The following is a 17,068-nucleotide window of genomic DNA, read 5'->3' as shown; positions in this document are numbered from 1 at the left end:
GGCGCGCCTACTGGAAGGCCGTTTCCATGAAGGAGCGAAGCTTGCGCGAATGCAGCCGTTCCGGTGCCATTTCGCGCAGCTTTTCCATGGCGCGCATGCCGATGGTCAGGTGCTGGCTGACTTGGCGCCGGTAGAAGGCGCTGGCCATTCCCGGCAGTTTGAGTTCGCCGTGCAGCGGCTTGTCGGAGACGCAGAGCAGCGTTCCGTAAGGCACGCGGAAACGGAAGCCGTTGGCGGCGATCGTCGCCGATTCCATGTCGAGGCCGATGGCGCGGGATTGAGAGAACCGCTGCACCGGCTCGCGCTGGTCGCGCAGTTCCCAGTTGCGGTTGTCGATGGTGGCAACGGTGCCGGTGCGCATGATGCGCTTGAGCTCGAGATCCTTGAGGCCTGTGACCTCTGCCACCGAACCTTCCAGCGCCACCTGGATTTCCGCCAGCGGCGGAATGGGAATCCACAGCGGCAGGTCGGCGTCGAGTACGTGATCGTCGCGCACATAGCCGTGGGCCAGAACGTAGTCACCAAGCGCCTGGCTGCTTCTGAGGCCGGCACAGTGGCCGAGCATCACCCAGGCATGCGGGCGAAGAACGGCGACGTGGTCAGTGATCGTCTTGGCGTTCGAGGGACCGACGCCGATGTTGACCAGGGTGATCCCGGAATGGTCGTCGCGAACGAGGTGATAGGCCGGCATCTGTGGCAGGCGTTGGAGCTCTTCACCCTCGACCGGCGCCGCCTCGCCGAGCGGCGTGATCTGGTTTCCGGGTTCGATGAAGGCCGTGTAGTCGCTCTGGCCGGATGCCATCATCTCACGAGCGCGGGCGGCGAACTCGTCGACGTAGAACTGGTAGTTGGTGAACAGAACGAAGTTCTGGAAGTACCGCGGCGAGGTCGCCGTGTAGTGCTGGAGGCGGTGCAGCGAATAGTCGACTCGCGGGGCGGTGAACGGCGCCAGTGGCAGAGGATCGCCCATCTTCGGGTCGAGCGTGCCATTGACGATGGCATCGTCGGTGACGGCGAGGTCGGGCACGTCGAACATGTCGCGCAAGGGGCGAGGCAAGGTGTCCATCAGGGCGCCTTCGACATAGGCCCCTTCGTAAAAGGCGAAGTGCAGGGGGATCGGCAGCGAGCTTTCGCCGATCTCCACCGGCGTGTCGTAGTTGCGGATGATTACCGACAACTGATCGACCAGATAGGTGCGGAACAGTTCGGGCCGGGAGACGGTGGTCTCGTAGACGCCGGGGCCGCTGAACTGACCGTAGGACAGGCGCGAGTCGGCGCGGCCGTGCGTGTCCGTGGACACCCGGATCAGCGGGTAATAGGCGCGGATGCGACCTTCGGGAACGGCCCCCTGCACGACCGCCTCGAAGGACGAGCGAAGAAAGGCGGTGTTGCGGGCGTAGATCTCGACCAGACGGTCGACGGCAGCTTCCGCGTCGCGGAAACTCGTCATGGGCAGGCGGGGAGGGCTGTCAACGAAAACGGGAGCCGGGCGCTCGGATGCGATCATGTCGGTCTCTTGCGGTACGTGCCCTGTGGGTTGCTCACCCTCGGGCTGGTACCGCAAGGTCAATACCACAAGATGACGGCGAAGCCAGTCCCGTTTGTTCGCCGGACCTCCGCCGGCGCCTCAAGCCTGCTCGAGATCCGGCGCGCGACCATTCCGGATCATCGGGATATGCGAGCCGGCGCTTTCTCCGAGTTCTCCAAGGAGGCGGACGTCATCGTGCACTTCCACCGCGCGGGCATAGGGCACGAAGCCCATGTGCATGTAGAAGGGTAGGGCCTGCGGGCTGTCGAAATGGCAGGTATGCAGCCAGAGGCGTTTCACGCCCGGTCTCCCGAAGGCAAGGGCGATGGCCTCCCGCATCATCCAGCCGCCGATGCCGCCGCCGACCGCATCGGGCACAAGACCGAAGAAGGAGATCTCGGTCTCGCCCGGCTTGGAGAGGTCCATCTCGACGATTCCCATCCGCCGGCCGTCCTTCACCGGGCACCAGGAGCGCATGTGTGGCGCGGCGAGCTTGGCTTCGAGCTTCTCGCGCGGCATCAACAGGCGCGAGCTCCACAGCCATTCCCAACCGATTTCCCTGTAGAGGTCGAGAAAGGCGTCCGTGTCCCACCGTTCGATGGGCTCGAGCGTGTAGCCGGCTGGTGCAGGCTGACGAGGACGGTCGGGCGCCTCTGTCATCTCCACGAAGGTGACGACGTTTGCGAGTTTGCCGGGTGCGAGGGCATGATAGCCGTCGGGGAGGAAGGTTGCGTCGGTCATGGCTTCTGTCTTAGCGGAAGCCGGAGAGTGCCGGAAGAGACCTGAACGCCAAATCGCAGGTGAACCGCGGCGCCGGCGACAGGTCTCAGGCGGCCTGCCGGGTGATCGCGCTGTAGGCAGCGTTGATGGTGGCCATCCTCTCGGTTGCCACCCGAATGAAATCGGCCGGCAGGCCTCGCGCCTGCAGACGGTCCGGGTGATGCTCGGCGACGAGACGCCGCCACGCCTGCTTCACCGCCGCGTCGTCGGCTCCCGGCGGAAGGCCGAGCACCGCATAGGGGCAACGGGCGTCTTCACCGACATGACGGGCGAAAAGCCGATGGAAAGCGGCCTGCGGGACGCGGAAGATGGTCGCCACCGTTTCCAGGAAGGCAAGCTCGTCGTCGTGCAGGCTGCCATCGGCAGTGGCGATGACGAACAGGCCGTCGAGGATATCCTCGAGCGTTTCCATGTCCGTCTCATAGAGCGCATGGATGCGCTCCGCATAATACTCGTAGCCGGCAGTATCCTGCTTGGCGAGATTGAAGAGGCGGGCGACGTGGCGCTTTTCTTCCGGCGGCACCTGAAAAAGGCGCTCCACCACGGCGATCTCGTCGGCCGTGACGACGCCGTCGGCCTTGGCCATCTTGGCGGAAAGCGCAATCATGGCGGAGGTAAAGGCGACCTCGCGCCGCGCTTCCGGCGACAAGGTATCTCGCAGCACGTCGACCACGCACTGAAAGACGCAGGTGACCGCATCGGGAATGCGGGAGATGACGGCGGAGAATTGCTGCCAGAAGGTCATGATTATGGACCATAAGGCAAAATCGCTACCCTGGCGAGCCCGGAGGCAGCCGATCACGCCATTCACACCAGGATTTGACCGGTTCGGTCAACGAGACCTGGTCAAGCTCCTCATGGTGCCGGCACGAACTCGATGCGTCCGCCATCAAGCCGGAAATAGCCGTCCTGCGACACCGGGAGCGTCAGCATCTCCTCGTGCGAGAGCCCCGCATGGAGGCCGCGCACCAGCCTGCTGATGACCCCGTGGGTGATGACGACGGCCGGCGTTTCCGCGTCTTCATACCATGCGGCGACGCGGGCCAGCACGACATCGAGCGTCTCGCCGCCCGGTGCCTGGAACTGCCAGTCGAGCGGCCGGATGGATTGATCCTTGCCGAAACGGGACAGGATGTCGTCGCGAGTCAACCCTTCCCACTCGCCGAAATGGACCTCCATCAACCGTGTCTCTTCGATGATGCGCATCGGCAGCGACTGACCGATCAATCCAGCCGTCGCACGGGTGCGCCCGAGTGGGCTGACATAGGCGCGGATCGGTTCAGAGCGCACGCCGATTTCCGCGGCGAGAGCCCGGCCGACACGGCTTGCCTGATCGCGGCCGAGATTGGTGAGCGGCGAATCGAACTGCCCCTGGAAGCGCGCCTCGGTGTTCCAGAGCGTTTGTCCGTGTCTTACGAGGTAAAGCATGTGGTGAGTCCGTTGGATCGTCAGGCGGTCATCCTGAAGCGGTTGATGAGATGGACGGCGATGCCGGCGATCAGGCCCCAGAAGGCGCCAGGGATGCCGAAGAAGCCGACGCCGGACGCCGTGACGAGGAAGGTGACGACGGCCGCTTCCCGCGTATCGGGCGACGACAGGGCGGTCGAGGTGGAGGCGCCGAACGCCCCGAGCAGCGCGAGGCCGGCCACCGCCTCGATGAGAACGGGCGGAGCGGCTGCGATGAAGGCCGTCGCGGCACCCGAGATCAGGCCGACGATCACGTAGGCGACGCCGCAGACGACGGCCGCCCAATACCGGTTGTCCTTGTCGGGATCGGCATCGGGGCCGGCGCAAAGGGCGGCGGTGATCGCCGCGAGGTTGACCGCATGGCCACCGAACGGTGCTGCGAGAAGGGTGAAGGCGCCGGTGTTCCTGAGGATGGGGCCGAACTCCGGGCGGTAGTCATTGGCGTTCAGGACGGCCATGCCGGGAATGTTCTGCGCCGCCATGGTCACCACGTAAAGAGGAAGCGCCGTACCGATCAACGCGGCAAAACTGAAATGCGGCATGATGAGGAGCGGTGCCGGCACGAGCCCTTGGGTGACCGCCGGGGGGATCGGCGTCGTCATGGCGATGATGATCGCGGCGACGATCACCGCAGCCGGCACGGCGAGCACCTTTCGCCAGAGACCGACACCGAGCCATGTCACCACGACCGCGAGGCCGGCAAGTGGTGAAATCGCCACCGCCTTGACCGGCGCGAGGCAGAGCGTCAGGAGCACGCCGGCCAGCATCGCCGAGGCGATCGGCGTCGGTATGGCGGCGACCGCGCGGCCGAGCGGCTTGATGACGCCTGACAGCATCAACAGCGCGCCCGTTATAAGGAAGGCGCCGACGGCATAGGAGTATCCGCCGGCCACCGCGCCTGAGGAGGCGAGCAGCGCCGCGCCCGGCGTTGACCACGCCACCGAAATCGGCATCCGGAACCGAAGGCTGAGCAATATGCCCGAGAGCCCCATAACTATAGTGACAGCCATCAGGCCCGAGGCCACCTCGGCCGGAGACGCGCCGGCCGCGGAAAGGCCGCGCACGACGACAGTGAAGGCGCCGCCGAATCCGACGAAGGCGGCGATGAGGCCCGCGGCGACGGCCTGCGGAGAGGGGCGGGAGGACATCTGTCAGTTCCGGTGAGAGAGGAAGAGGCGACGTCATCCAATCCGAAAGGCAGCGGAGCATCAAGCCCACTCGAGAGTGAACCGGTTCGCCGAGAGATCGTTTGACGGCCGAGTTCCTTGACGGGCATCCGACGCCGGCACGTACTCCCCTCCCACCTGGGCGCTCCGACTCTCCCCGGAGAGATTCGCCGTCGTTGGATTGGCCACCTGCGGCTTGGCCTGTTGAAAGAGGACGCCAACGCTAGCCGTTTGGTTATGAGTATGTTCCCTGAGGTCTGTGGAAAAGCCACGGATGCTAATGGGTTGGAAATCGACAATTTCCTTTTGAAGCAGGGCCTTAACCTCTCGTTAATTCTCCTGCCGAGGGGGGTGGGAGGGTGCGTGACAAAACTGCAACATGGATTTTCGATTAGCCGCACCGGGCGGATTGCCGGCGTCTTTCCCGTTGAAGACCGGCTCAGGATCGGCCATCACTATCACCGTGAGATTTCGGGAGACGGAACTCACCGCCAAGTGAAGTCGATCTGCCTGGGGTGGTTAGGCGGCGGAGCAAGGCGGCAAAGAACCGGAACCGGTTCCAAGCCATCGATGATAACGGTCAGGCCGTTTGTTGTCAGGCAGGGAAGGGTTCCTTCTCTAGATGACTTTGGAGGTCAGGAAATGAACATGAAGACGCTGCTCGGCACCGCCGCCGGCCTGATGGTCGCCACCGGTGCTTACGCCGCCGACCTGCCGGGCGAAGCCGCTCCGGTTGCTGTTGACTACGTGAAGGTTTGCGACGCCTACGGCGCCGGCTTCTTCTACATCCCCGGCACCGAGACCTGCCTGGACATCTCCGGCCGCGTCCGCGCTCGTGTCGTTTACACCAACAACACGGATATCGACTCTGCGTCGAACTCCTTGGTTGTTGGCGATAAGGTGAACTTTAAGGCTGACGCTCAGGTCAAGTTCGACGCTCGTACGGCTTCGGATCTCGGCACCGTTCGCTCGTTCTTCGTCCTGCAGCTCGACAGCGCTGCTGGCACGATCACGGCTGACGATGCCTTCATTCAGGTTGGTTACCTGACCGTTGGTAAGTTCGGCAACGCCTACGGCGATGTGTTCTACGGCGACACCGGCGCCATCTATGGCGAGTTCGACAAGAGTGGCGTTGGCGCCCAGATCATGGTCGACAACCTCGGCGGTGGCTTCTACGTCGGTGCTGGTTTCCAGGGTCTGGACAACAGCAGCAAGTGGCAGCCGACCATCTGGACGACCGGCCGCAGCGCCGACATCATGTACACCGGTCGCGTCGGTATCACCGGCCAGTCTTGGGGTGCTGTTGACTTGTCGGCCATTTACGAGGCCCATGACCTCGGCAACAACGACATGTGGGGCCTCAAGGCCACTGCCGACCTCAAGCTGGTCGACAAGCTGAGCGCTCGTCTCGTCGGCACCTATGTCGATTACGACGCCGACAACTACTTCGGCGCCGCTGGCGCTCTGAAGTACCAGGCGACGGACGCTCTGGCTGTTTACGCCGGTATCGGTTCGAAGTTCTGGGATAAGGCCGAGGATCAGGTCATCGCTCAGGTCGGTGCTGATTACGCGTTCACCCCGGACCTCATCCTGACCGCCGAAGTGAACTATACCAGCGACAACGTCTTCACCGACGGCACGGCTCCTTCTGTGACGGACGATACCTGGGCGGCCATGCTCAAGCTGACCCGCAACTGGTAATATAGATCCCTCTGGGGTTTGAGGGAAAGGCCCGGTTCGTCCGGGCCTTTTCTTTTTGGCGCCCGTGACAAAGCTCGCAGGTGACGACATTTTTGCCTTGCCCATCATTTGTTTGACGAGTGTGCTCCCTGGGTAATTGCTTTTCGCAAATGCCGTTTCGTATTCTCAGCCTAGCAATCAGGTGGATGATGTCCGGGTGTGCGGAGGCGGGAGATGGTTCGCTGGCAGATCTCGGCGATACTTGGCGTGACGGCGGCGGTTGCCGTGACCGCGGCTGCGCTCATCAGCCGCACGGCTGACATTGCCGTCGATCTCGGAACACGTGCCGGGCAGGTGTTGGCCGGCGAAGCGACCAGCTGGGCGTCGGTCGATGTTCGCGGTCGCGATGTGTTCCTTCGAGGTGACGCACCGTCCGAAGAGTATCGTCAGTTGGCGGTCGAGCGGTTGAGCCGCCTCTATGGCATTCGCGCGGTTGACGCCTCGGCGGCCGGGCTGCTGCCCGAAGTCCATCCCTACGTCACCAGGTTCGAGCGAAGTGGCGACACGGTGTCGCTATCCGGCGCCGTGCCTTCGCTGCCGGACAGGGCGCGCATCCTGGGCGGCATGGCGGCGGCGGCTCCGGGGCTCGCCGTGGTCGATCACAGTCTGTTGGCGCGTGGCAAGGCCGATGATCGCTATTTCGACGTTCTCAGAATGCTTTATGGTTTGCCGGCCTTGCTGTCGCGAGGACAGGTGACCCTGGCCGACCGGACGGTGACCGTCGACGGCGAGGCCGTCAGCAACGCGGCCTATGATCGCCTGACCTCTTTTGCGCCGACGTTGCCGGAAGGTTACAACCTGGAAACGGTGAACGTGGCGCGGCCGTTGGCCTCGCCCTTCGTCTGGTCCGTCGATCGAGACGACAGTGGCGTCACGGTGTCGGGTGTCGTTCCTGACCCGGCGACGCGCACCAGCCTGCTCGATGTGGTGCGACAGGCGGTCGGTCCGCGCAACGTGTTCGACAACCTCGACTATGCGTCGGGAGCACCGGCTGGATTCGCCGATGTCGCCGAGGCGGCGACGGACTATATCGATCTCCTGGCGTCGGCACATATCTCGCTCAGCGACAGGATGCTGACCATATCCGGACGTGCCGCCAGCCCCGAGGCCTATCGTACGCTCAATGCCTATCTGGAGACCTGGAATCCGCCCGGTTTCCTTCTCCAGAAGTCCATCGCGCTACCGATCGTCGAACCGTTTACGCTGACGGTTTCGAAAAGTCGCGGCCGTGTGACGGTCTCCGGCTTCGTGCCGACGGACGGCGTACGAGGCAGTTTGGCGGCCGCGGCGAAAGCCATTGCCGGGGAGAGCGAGCCGGTGGTCGAAACGACGCTGGCCGATGGCGCTCCGGACGATTTCGATGCCGCCGCCGAGTTCGCGGTCGGCCTTCTTGCCAAGCTCGACGAGGGAACGGCGCTGCTGTCGGGCACGCATCTGACGCTTTCCGGCGCCGCTTCGACATCCGGTGACCTTGTCGAACTGGAGGCTGCAATTGCCAATCCTCCCCAAGGCTATGATGTCAGCAACGGCGTCACGCCACCGGTGGTCGCGCCCTATGTCTGGTCGCTGACCAAGGATGCCGAGCAGCTCACAATTGGCGGCTCCGCCCCGTCGGAGGCGATGCGTTCCGCCATACGCGCCGTTGTCGACGGCACGTCCAAAGACCTTGGCCTCATCGACAGGTCCGGCCTTGGCGCCGGACTTGATCCAGCCATCGATCTCGTTTCGGTGGCGCGCAAGGCAGCCGCCATTCTGGAACAGCTCGACACCGGAGAGGTGCGCTTTGTTGCCAATGCGCTGTCGGTGACCGGCAAGGCATCAACAGGCGACGGCAAGGCGTCTGTTGCCGAGGAGTTCGATGACCTGCCGGCCGGTGTTGTCAAGGGCAGCGTCGACGTGTCGGCTCCTGTCGCCTTTCGGTTCTTTGTCGAACGCGGTTTCGACACGGTGACTCTCGACGGCGATCTTGCCGACGAGGCCATGCGCCAGGCAGTCCGGACCGCTGCCGACAGGGCCTTTGGTCGAGCCGACATCCTCGATTCTTCCGTCCTGTCCGAAACGGTACCGGTGAACGCTCGCGAGGCGGCATTGTTCGCGATCCGCGCCGCGTCGCTTCTTGCCAAGGGCAACGTCAGCGTTGAAGGTTCCGCGATCAGGGTTACGGGCAGCGCCTTCACGGCTGCCGGTTCCGCGCGCCTTCCCTCCGAGCTTTCGGCTGCGGTGCCGTCCGGATACGCGCTTGAGGTCGCCGTTACGGCACTGCCGGCCGAACCGCCACTTGAGGCGGCCGCCTGCGGCGAGGCAATCGGGAAGGTACTCGACCGCAATCCCATACGGTTTGACGAGGGTTCGGCCGCCATTGCCGCCAACAGTTGGGGAGTGGTCGATCGGCTCGGTGGGCTGGCGCTCCGATGCCCGACCGCGCGCTTCGCGTTGATTGCCACCGTGTCGGGGCTCGATGCCGAACAGGCCCAATCGCTCGGTGAGGCGCGCGCGCGGAGTGTCGCAGGCGCCTTCGCCGAGATTGGGGTAGATCCCAGCCGGCTCGCGACCAGCGGAGTGGCCGGAGGTGTCGACGGGCTTTCCATCACCTTGGCGGCGCCCTGATCGGGAGACGATGATGCTCTACCTTGCAATCATGCTCTGGCCCTATCTCCTCATCGCATTCGCTGCCGGCCTTGTCATCGGTTGGTTTGGTTCAGACCGCATCGAAGCATGACCTCTGCCATTCGGCCGCCTTTCTCCCACCGGAGTTCATCATGGCCATCCTGATCATCGAAGCCTTCTTCCTGACGGCGATCGCAGTTGGTGCCGGTGTGCTGGTCGGCATCCTCGTCAAGCAATGGTTTGGCCGTCGCACGGTCGGAAGCGAGCGATTGACCGAGGTTATGGCCGCCGCCGAAGCGGCCGAGGCGGATGCGGCCGCTGTCGAGACCGAAGCGCCCCCAACTCCCACTCCAACAAGGCCGCAGGCTGAACCGGCCGTTCCAGCCGAGATCGTGTCGGCAGAGCCCGTGGAGCCGATCGCTCCGGACGTATTGACCGGCCCTGCGGCCGAGGTCTCGGCCGGGCTCGATCGCATTGCCGCCGCCGATCGCGTCGGCGAGCGGCCGCCGGCACTGCCGGGACCACGCGCGGGCGGTGCCGACGATCTCCGGCGCATCAAGGGAATCGGTCCGCAGAACGCGACGCGCCTCAACGCGCTCGGCATCTATCATTTCGATCAGATTGCCGCCTGGAAACCGGTGGAAGTGCGCTGGGTCGGTGCCTACCTGGCTTTCCCCGGGCGGATCGAGCGCGAGGACTGGGTCGCCCAGGCCACGGCACTGGCGGCCGGCGACCGGACCGAAGCCGGTGCCTGATGCTCCCCATCACTCGGCATCGGGCATGATAGGTCCCTGCGGCTGGGACTTTGGTCGGCGCAGCAGGAGCACGAGCGGCAGCGCCGCGATCGACACATACATCATCAGCTTGAAGTCATCGATGTAGGCGAGCATCGTGGCTTGGAGTGTGGTGATCTGATCGAGCACCGCTGCGAACGGGCTGGAATCGGCATTCATGCCGACGGCGCGTGCGGCCGCGTCGACGCTTGGCGAGAACGCTGTCACCCGTTCGGCGAGTTCGGCGTGGTTGACCTGGATATTGCGGGTCAAGACGACCGAAACCATGGAAATACCGATCGACGAGCCGATGTTGCGCACCAGGCTGAACAACGCGGCGCTTTCGGTTCGGAGTTCGGTCGGCAGTGTGGCAAATCCCACAGTCGACATCGGCACAAAAACGAGACCCAGCCCGAACCCCATGGAGACACCGGTGTAAATAACCGGCCATGAGTCCATGTCGGCCGTAAAGCCGGTCATTCCCCAGAGACCACAGACCGTAAATCCGAGACCGACGACGATGATGAGTCTCGGATCGATGAAGCGCAGCAGACGGCCGACCAACAGCATGGCCACCATGGTGCCGATGCCGCGCGGCGCCAGCACGAGCCCAGTGGTTACCGTGGGAAACCCCATGATGCGTTGCAGGAGAGGCGGCAGCAGCGCGGTGGTGGCGAGCAGCACCACAGAGATGGCAAAGCTGAAGATGCTGGCGGCCACATAGTTGCGATCACGGAAGATTTGCGGGTGAATGAAGGGGTGCTCGGCTGTTGCCGAATGAACGACGAAGCACCAGAGCGCGGCGGCGGCGAGCGCGGCTTCGATGACGATTTCCGGCGAGGAAAACCAGTCGAGCTGCTCTCCGCGGTCGAGCATCAGTTGAAGCGCGCCGACGAACAGGCCAAGGAAGGCAAAGCCGACGAAGTCGAACGAGCGGCTGTGGCGTGGCGAAGCTGGCATGGTGAAGGCGATGCCGAGGAAGGCGAGGAGGCCGACCGGAACGTTGATGTAGAAGACCCAGCGCCAATCGAAGCTGTCGGTCAGCCATCCTCCCAGTGTCGGTCCGAGAACCGGCGCCACCATGATGCCGGCGCCCCAAAGGGCCATGGCCTGTCCGTGTCGTTCGCGCGGATTGATGTCGAGCAGCACGGCCTGTGACAGTGGTGCGAGCGATGCGCCGAACACGCCCTGAAGCACGCGGAACAGCACCATCTCGGTCAGGCTGCCGGCCATGCCGCAGAGGCAGGAAGCCAATGTGAAGCCTGCCACCGAGATGAGGAACAGGCGATTGCGGCCGATGGCGTCTGCGATCCAGCCCGTCAGCGGCATTACGATTGCCGACGCGACGATGTAGGAGGTCAGCACCCAGTTGATCGTATCCTGAGCCGCCCCGAGGCTGCCTTGCATCGAGGGAAGGGCGACGTTGGCGATCGTCGTGTCGAGCACCTGCATGATCACCGCCAGCATGGTGGCGAGCGACAGCAGGCCGCGGTGCGGCACCTTCGTCAGGTCGGCGGGGGCTGTCATCTGGCGGCGAGCTTCTGTGCTTCCGGTGCGAATCCCAGCGTGTCGAGCGCGGTCCGCAGGAAGGCGGGCAGCGGCCGGACGAAGCCGGTGTCGACATAGACCCCGACGCTGAGGCCGGCCTTCAACGGCAACGATGTTGGCTCGTCGAGTGCGATCCGAACGGGTACGCGCTGCACGACCTTCACCCAGTTGCCGGTGGCGTTCTGCGCCGGCAGCAGCGAGAAGATGGCACCGGTGCCGCCGCCGAAGCTGTCGATGTGTCCCCTGATCGTGACGTCGGGATAGGCGTCGAACGTCAACTCGGCCGGTTGTCCGGGGCGCATGTGGCCGAGATCGGTCTCCTTGAAGTTGGCCTCCACCCAGGTGCTGGTGGTATCGATGATCGCCATGACCGGGCTGCCGCTGCCGATGTATTGGCCGACTTGCAGATTGCCCACCTGGCTGACGGTGCCGGTGGTCGGCGCACGCACGACGGAACGTTTCAGGTCGAGCCGGGCGCTGTCCTGCGCCGCGAGGGCACCGAGCACCGATGGGTGTTTGTCGGTCGCTATGTCGGCATCCCCGCCGAGTGCGACCAGCGTATCGGTCACGCCTTGCTCTGCCTCCGCCACGGCTTGCCTGGCAAGGTCGAGCTCGTGGCGGGCGCTGTCATATTGCGCTTCGGTTGCGTTGCCGGTCTGCCGGAGCTTCTCCTGGCGGCTGAACTGCACCTCCTGGAAGGCGAGGGTATTGCGCGCCGTTTCGGCCTTCAGTTCGGCATCCTTCAGGCGGGTACGAAGCTCTTTCACCTGCAGGCGGGCGAGCGCTACGGCCCCGTCGGCCTTCTCAAGGGCGATTCGATACGCGGCGTCGTCGATCCGGAACAAAACGTCGCCGGGTTTCACCGTCTGGTTTTGCCCGACCAGTACTTCGGCAATGCGTCCTTCCACTTCGGGAGCGACCAACACCTTGTTCTGCTGCACATAAGCGTTGTCGGTCGAGGCCCACCGGCCACCGATCACCCAATACCAGCCGCCGGCCGCGACAAGCGCCAGGGGAAACGCCGCAATCAGCAGGTAGCGGAGCCCGCTCCGGCGTGACTTTCGGGAAGGGGCGGCCTGTGCCTGCTTTGCGGGGGTGGTCGAGGCAGGCGTTGAGTCTTGGGTATCGGACATTTCTCGTCAGTCTTTCTGGTCCGGCTGGGGCCGGAGGGAATTGGCGGTGTTGGCCGGAATGGGGGAGGGCAAATCCTCGCCGGTCATGGCGACAAGATTGGCGTGGACACGGCCGAGCAAGTTGGTGAGAACTTCCTCTTCCTCGGGGGTAATGCCCATAAGGGCTTCCTTGAACAGAGCTTGGGCCGTCGCCCGCATGCGTTCGAGTCCCGGGCGGGCGTTCTCGGTTATATGAATCAGACGGGCACGGCGGTCGCCCGGGTCTGGTCGTCGTTCCACGAGGTTCATCGCCTCAAGACGGTCGACCATGCGGCAAATGCTGATCGGCTCGACGCCAACGAGATCGGCCAGAGTTGCCTGGTTCACGCCTTGCCGCTTGGCAACGCGGGCAAGGACCTGCCACTGGGCGCGCGACATGCCGGTCGTCTCGGCAAACCGGTCGAATCGCTTCTTTACGAGGCGGTCGATCTCATGGACCAAGCTGCCGATGGTGGGTGTCCAGTTGCTCATGCATAACCTATAGATAATAAGCATGCTTATGATAATAGCTAACATGGTGAGCTAGGTAAAATAGTGGTGAGCGCAAGGGGGCGGGGCGAGCACTCAATGGCTATTTCGGCGGTAACCGGTAACCGTTGGCACTTGCCATCAGCGGCCGTTTCCCCTATATCCCGCGCCATTCCACACGCGGGAGCCGCGGGTGCGCCTTGGCGTTCCCTCCGGTCGGTTCGGGCAGGTTGCCCTGGCTGATTCCTCCCGCGGAGGCCAAACCGGAAAAAGGTACTACATCCATGGCTCTTCCCGAGTTCACCATGCGCCAGCTTCTCGAGGCTGGCGTTCACTTCGGCCACCAGACGCACCGCTGGAACCCGAAGATGAAGTCCTACATCTTCGGCTCGCGCGCCAACGTCCACATTCTCGACCTCGCGCAGACCGTTCCCCTGATGCACCAGGCCCTCAAGGCCGTGTCCGACACCGTCGCCCGCGGTGGTCGTGTTCTGCTGGTCGGCACCAAGCGTCAGGCCCAGGAAGAGATCGCCGAGGCGGCTCATCGTTCGGCTCAGTACTACGTCAACAGCCGCTGGCTGGGTGGCATGCTGACCAACTGGAAGACCATCTCCGGCTCGATCCAGCGCCTGCGCAAGCTCGACGAGACGCTCAACTCCGAGCTGTCCGCCCGCCTCACCAAGAAGGAACGTCTGGTGATGACCCGCGAGCGCGACAAGCTTGAGCGTGCTCTGGGCGGTATCAAGGACATGGGCGGCACGCCCGACCTGATCGTCGTCATCGACACCAACAAGGAAAAGAATGCCATCGACGAAGCCCGTCGCCTCGGCATTCCGGTTGCCGCCATCCTCGACTCCAACAGCGACCCGGATGGCATCACCTTCCCGGTTCCGGGCAACGACGACGCCGGCCGCGCCATTTCGCTCTATTGCGACCTGATCTCGCGCGCAGCCATCGACGGCCTGTCGCGCGCCATGGGCGCCATGGGTGAAGACATCGGAGCCGCTGAGCAGCCGATGGAAGAGCCGGCGCTCGCCGACGACGCGGCCGCCGCCGAGGCCAACGCCTGATCCACGCTTCGGCGTGATCTTGGCAACGCTTTTCGGGCGGGTCCTCCGAGGGTCCGCCCGAGCTGTTAGGAAGCCCACCGGCCGGTGGGCGCTTGAACCGGAGATGCCTGCCGGCGTCGAGCTGCCCGAGAGGGTGTTCGGCATCCGTTCATCGGCCCGTCAGGACGGGCCGTTACCAATCCGGCTGCGGGCGTTTTGAGGTTTCACGAGAAAAGACGAGGGTCACATGAACATTTCCGCTGCACAGGTGAAGGATCTCCGCGAGAAGACCGGCGCCGGCATGATGGACTGCAAGCACGCCTTGGCCGAGAACAATGGCGACATCGAAGCCGCCATCGACTGGCTGCGCGCCAAGGGGCTTTCCAAGGCCGCCAAGAAGGCCGGGCGCGTTGCCGCCGAGGGTCTGGTCGGCGTCGCCACCGGCGACAAGACCGCCGCCGTCGTCGAAGTGAATTCCGAGACCGATTTCGTCGCCCGCAACGAGGCCTTCCAGGGGCTGGTGCGTGCCGTGGCGACCGTTGCCGTGGACAAGGGTGGCGACGCCGCCGCCATTGCCGCCGCGACCTATCCGGGCAAGGCGCATTCGGTCGAGGCCGAGGTCAAGGAACTGATCGCCACCATCGGCGAGAACATGGGCTTCCGCCGTGCCGCCTCCCTCAAGGTGTCGGCCGGTGCCGTTGCTACCTACATCCATTCGGCGATCGCCGACGGTCTCGGCAAGATCGGTGTGCTCGTCGCCCTCGAGTCGACCGGCAACGTCGACGAGCTCGTCAAGCTCGGTCGGCAGATCGCCATGCACGTTGCCGCCACCTCGCCGCTGGCGCTGTCCGCCGAGGATATCTCGGCCGAGGTCGTCGAGCGCGAGCGCGCCATCTTCATCGAGCAGGCCAAGGAGTCCGGCAAGCCGGCCGCCGTTATCGAGAAGATGGTCGAAGGCCGCATTCGCAAGTTCTTCGAAGAGTCGACGCTTCTGAAGCAGGCCTTCGTGATCAATCCCGACCTTACCGTCGAAGCCGCCGTCAAGGCTGCCGAGGCGACGGTCGGTGCGCCGATCAAGGTCACCGGCTTCGTGCGCTTCGCCCTCGGTGAAGGCATCGACAAGGGCGAGAGCGACTTCGCCGCCGAAGTGGCCGCCGCCGCCGGTCAGGGCTGAGCGGTATTCCAACTGACCACGATGAGGGCGCCGACTGGTTCGGCGCCCTTGTCATGTCTGCCTCCTTCGCATGGCAGCTGTCTTGAGTATATTGCTCGTGGGGGTTTCCATCGCCGTCGATGCGGGGTAGTTGGAACGCTTTAGAACCTTCCCTTTCTCGGAATCGCCTTTTCTCGAAAAATTTGGAGTTTTGCCCATGACCGAGCTCAAGTATCGCCGTGTCCTGCTCAAGCTGTCGGGCGAAGCCCTGATGGGCGATCGCGGCTTCGGCATCGATCCCAAGGTGGTCGACCGTCTGGCCGGTGAAATCGTCGAGGCGCATCGGCTGGGCATCCAGGTCGGCGTGGTTGTCGGCGGTGGCAATATCTTCCGTGGCGTGTCCGTGGCTGCCGATGGCGGCGATCGGACGACCGGCGACTACCTGGGTATGCTCGGTACGGTGATGAACGCGCTCGCCATGCGCTCGGCCATCGAACGACTCGGGGCGCCGGCCGTGGTGCTGTCGGCCATTGCTATCCCCGCCCTTTGCGAGACCTTCACCCAGCGCGAGGCTTTGCGCCATTTCGCCGCCAACAAGGTGATCGTCTTCGCTGCCGGTACCGGCAATCCCTTCTTCACCACCGACTCGGGTGCCGCCTTGCGCGCCGCCGAGATGGATTGCGACGCTCTTCTCAAGGGAACGCAGGTCGATGGAGTCTACACCGCCGATCCCAAGAAGGATCCGACCGCGCGCCGTTACGAGCGCCTGACGCACCAGGAAGTGCTTTCTAGAAATCTGCAGGTCATGGACGCTGCGGCGATTGCGCTTGCCCGCGACAACAAGATTCCGGTAGTGGTGTTCTCGGTCCATGAGCATGGCGCATTCGTCAATGTTCTGAAGGGCAAGGGTCTTTGCACCGTCATCGACGGGTAACAACAGCGAGCGCCGGCGGCCCGCCGCTGCCCGTGAGTGGCGAAAGGTTGGCACGGCGCCGATCAGTTCTGGAAGGTTGGCAAGATGGCCGATGAAGACTACGACATCAACGACCTGAAGCGCCGCATGCAGGGCGCGCTCAGCGTGTTCAAGAACGACCTCGCCGGCCTCCGTACCGGTCGCGCCAGCGCGAGCCTTCTCGATCCCATCGTCGTGGCGGCTTACGGCAGCACCATGCCGCTCAATCAGGTGGCCACCGTGTCCGTTCCCGAGCCGCGCATGCTCTCGGTCCAGGTATGGGACAAGGGCATGGTGCACGCCGTCGACAAGGCGATCCGCGAATCGAACCTCGGCCTCAATCCGATCATCGAGGGAACGCTCCTGCGTCTGCCGATTCCCGAGCTCAATACCGAGCGCCGCAAGGAACTGGTGAAGATCGCACACAAGTATGTCGAGGCGACCAAGGTGGCCATTCGCCACGTGCGCCGCGATGGCCTTGATGAGCTGAAGGATCTCGAGAAGGAAGGCCTCATCTCCGAGGACTCGCTTCGCGTCTATTCGGATCGCGTGCAGAAGATCACGGACGAGTCGATCGCCGAGGCGGACAGGATGCTGGCCGCCAAGGAGCAGGAGATCATGCAGGTCTGATCCGCAAGGACGGGCTGATGGCGTTGTGGTCTCGG

General features: G+C 64.1%; 15 protein-coding genes. 7 read left to right on the top strand and 8 right to left on the bottom strand.

All coding sequences use genetic code 11. The features are described 5' to 3' along the window. Nucleotides 1–7: 7 nt before the first annotated feature. The 5 genes from M4J39_RS07485 to M4J39_RS07465 form a co-directional block, all read right to left on the bottom strand. Complete coding sequence (locus tag M4J39_RS07485) at nucleotides 8–1,450, bottom strand: AMP nucleosidase (protein WP_251727579.1); 1,443 nt, start codon at nucleotides 1,448–1,450, stop codon at nucleotides 8–10. Between the two features lie 177 nt (nucleotides 1,451–1,627). Continuing rightward, a complete protein-coding gene (locus M4J39_RS07480; protein ID WP_251727192.1) occupies nucleotides 1,628–2,269 on the bottom strand; it encodes a GNAT family N-acetyltransferase in 642 nt (213 codons plus the stop codon). 85 nt (nucleotides 2,270–2,354) lie between these two features. Next, nucleotides 2,355–3,053 carry a TerB family tellurite resistance protein gene (locus tag M4J39_RS07475; protein WP_251727191.1) on the bottom strand — a complete coding sequence of 233 codons (699 nt, stop codon included), beginning with the start codon at nucleotides 3,051–3,053 and terminating at the stop codon, nucleotides 2,355–2,357. Between the two features lie 110 nt (nucleotides 3,054–3,163). After that, a complete protein-coding gene (locus M4J39_RS07470) occupies nucleotides 3,164–3,736 on the bottom strand; it encodes a histidine phosphatase family protein (protein ID WP_251727190.1) in 573 nt (190 codons plus the stop codon). Nucleotides 3,737–3,756: 20 nt separating this feature from the next. After that, nucleotides 3,757–4,923, bottom strand: coding sequence for a benzoate/H(+) symporter BenE family transporter (locus M4J39_RS07465; protein ID WP_251727189.1), 1,167 nt, complete (start codon nucleotides 4,921–4,923; stop codon nucleotides 3,757–3,759). A gap of 666 nt (nucleotides 4,924–5,589) precedes the next feature. Between M4J39_RS07465 and M4J39_RS07460 the strand changes: the two genes are divergently transcribed. From M4J39_RS07460 to M4J39_RS07450, 3 genes are all read left to right on the top strand, one after another. Further along, complete coding sequence (locus tag M4J39_RS07460) at nucleotides 5,590–6,642, top strand: porin (RefSeq protein WP_251727188.1); 1,053 nt, start codon at nucleotides 5,590–5,592, stop codon at nucleotides 6,640–6,642. Nucleotides 6,643–6,855: 213 nt separating this feature from the next. Next, nucleotides 6,856–9,288 carry an OmpA family protein gene (locus M4J39_RS07455; RefSeq protein ID WP_251727187.1) on the top strand — a complete coding sequence of 811 codons (2,433 nt, stop codon included), beginning with the start codon at nucleotides 6,856–6,858 and terminating at the stop codon, nucleotides 9,286–9,288. Nucleotides 9,289–9,440: 152 nt separating this feature from the next. Then, nucleotides 9,441–10,043: a hypothetical protein gene (locus tag M4J39_RS07450; protein WP_251727186.1), complete on the top strand. Its 603-nt coding sequence runs from the start codon at nucleotides 9,441–9,443 to the stop codon at nucleotides 10,041–10,043. A 9-nt stretch (nucleotides 10,044–10,052) separates the two neighbouring features. Here M4J39_RS07450 and M4J39_RS07445 read toward each other — a convergent pair whose 3' ends face one another. The 3 genes from M4J39_RS07445 to M4J39_RS07435 are packed head-to-tail and all read right to left on the bottom strand — an operon-like array spanning nucleotide 10,053 to nucleotide 13,252. Further along, nucleotides 10,053–11,588: a DHA2 family efflux MFS transporter permease subunit gene (locus M4J39_RS07445; RefSeq protein WP_251727185.1), complete on the bottom strand. Its 1,536-nt coding sequence runs from the start codon at nucleotides 11,586–11,588 to the stop codon at nucleotides 10,053–10,055. Further along, nucleotides 11,585–12,742: an HlyD family secretion protein gene (locus M4J39_RS07440; RefSeq protein WP_251727184.1), complete on the bottom strand. Its 1,158-nt coding sequence runs from the start codon at nucleotides 12,740–12,742 to the stop codon at nucleotides 11,585–11,587. Before M4J39_RS07440 ends, M4J39_RS07445 begins: the two co-directional genes overlap by 4 nt. Nucleotides 12,743–12,748: 6 nt before the next feature. Next, nucleotides 12,749–13,252, bottom strand: coding sequence for a MarR family winged helix-turn-helix transcriptional regulator (locus M4J39_RS07435; protein WP_251727183.1), 504 nt, complete (start codon nucleotides 13,250–13,252; stop codon nucleotides 12,749–12,751). A 281-nt stretch (nucleotides 13,253–13,533) separates the two neighbouring features. Between M4J39_RS07435 and rpsB the strand changes: the two genes are divergently transcribed. The 4 genes from rpsB to frr all read left to right on the top strand — a co-directional run bounded on the left by rpsB (nucleotide 13,534) and on the right by frr (nucleotide 17,033). After that, a complete protein-coding gene (gene rpsB, locus M4J39_RS07430; RefSeq protein ID WP_251727182.1) occupies nucleotides 13,534–14,319 on the top strand; it encodes a 30S ribosomal protein S2 in 786 nt (261 codons plus the stop codon). 226 nt (nucleotides 14,320–14,545) lie between these two features. Further along, nucleotides 14,546–15,472: a translation elongation factor Ts gene (gene tsf / locus M4J39_RS07425; RefSeq protein ID WP_251727181.1), complete on the top strand. Its 927-nt coding sequence runs from the start codon at nucleotides 14,546–14,548 to the stop codon at nucleotides 15,470–15,472. A 196-nt stretch (nucleotides 15,473–15,668) separates the two neighbouring features. After that, nucleotides 15,669–16,385, top strand: coding sequence for a UMP kinase (gene pyrH, locus M4J39_RS07420; RefSeq protein WP_101290762.1), 717 nt, complete (start codon nucleotides 15,669–15,671; stop codon nucleotides 16,383–16,385). Nucleotides 16,386–16,469: 84 nt separating this feature from the next. Beyond that, nucleotides 16,470–17,033, top strand: coding sequence for a ribosome recycling factor (gene frr / locus M4J39_RS07415; protein ID WP_251727180.1), 564 nt, complete (start codon nucleotides 16,470–16,472; stop codon nucleotides 17,031–17,033). The last annotated feature ends 35 nt before the right edge of the window (nucleotides 17,034–17,068 follow it).

It is taken from the genome of Pleomorphomonas sp. NRK KF1 (genome assembly GCF_023721755.1).
In the GTDB taxonomy this organism is placed as follows: Bacteria; Pseudomonadota; Alphaproteobacteria; order Rhizobiales; family Pleomorphomonadaceae; genus Pleomorphomonas.
Note: the sequence above shows the minus strand (reverse complement) of the source record. Positions and strands in the feature narration are given on the sequence as shown.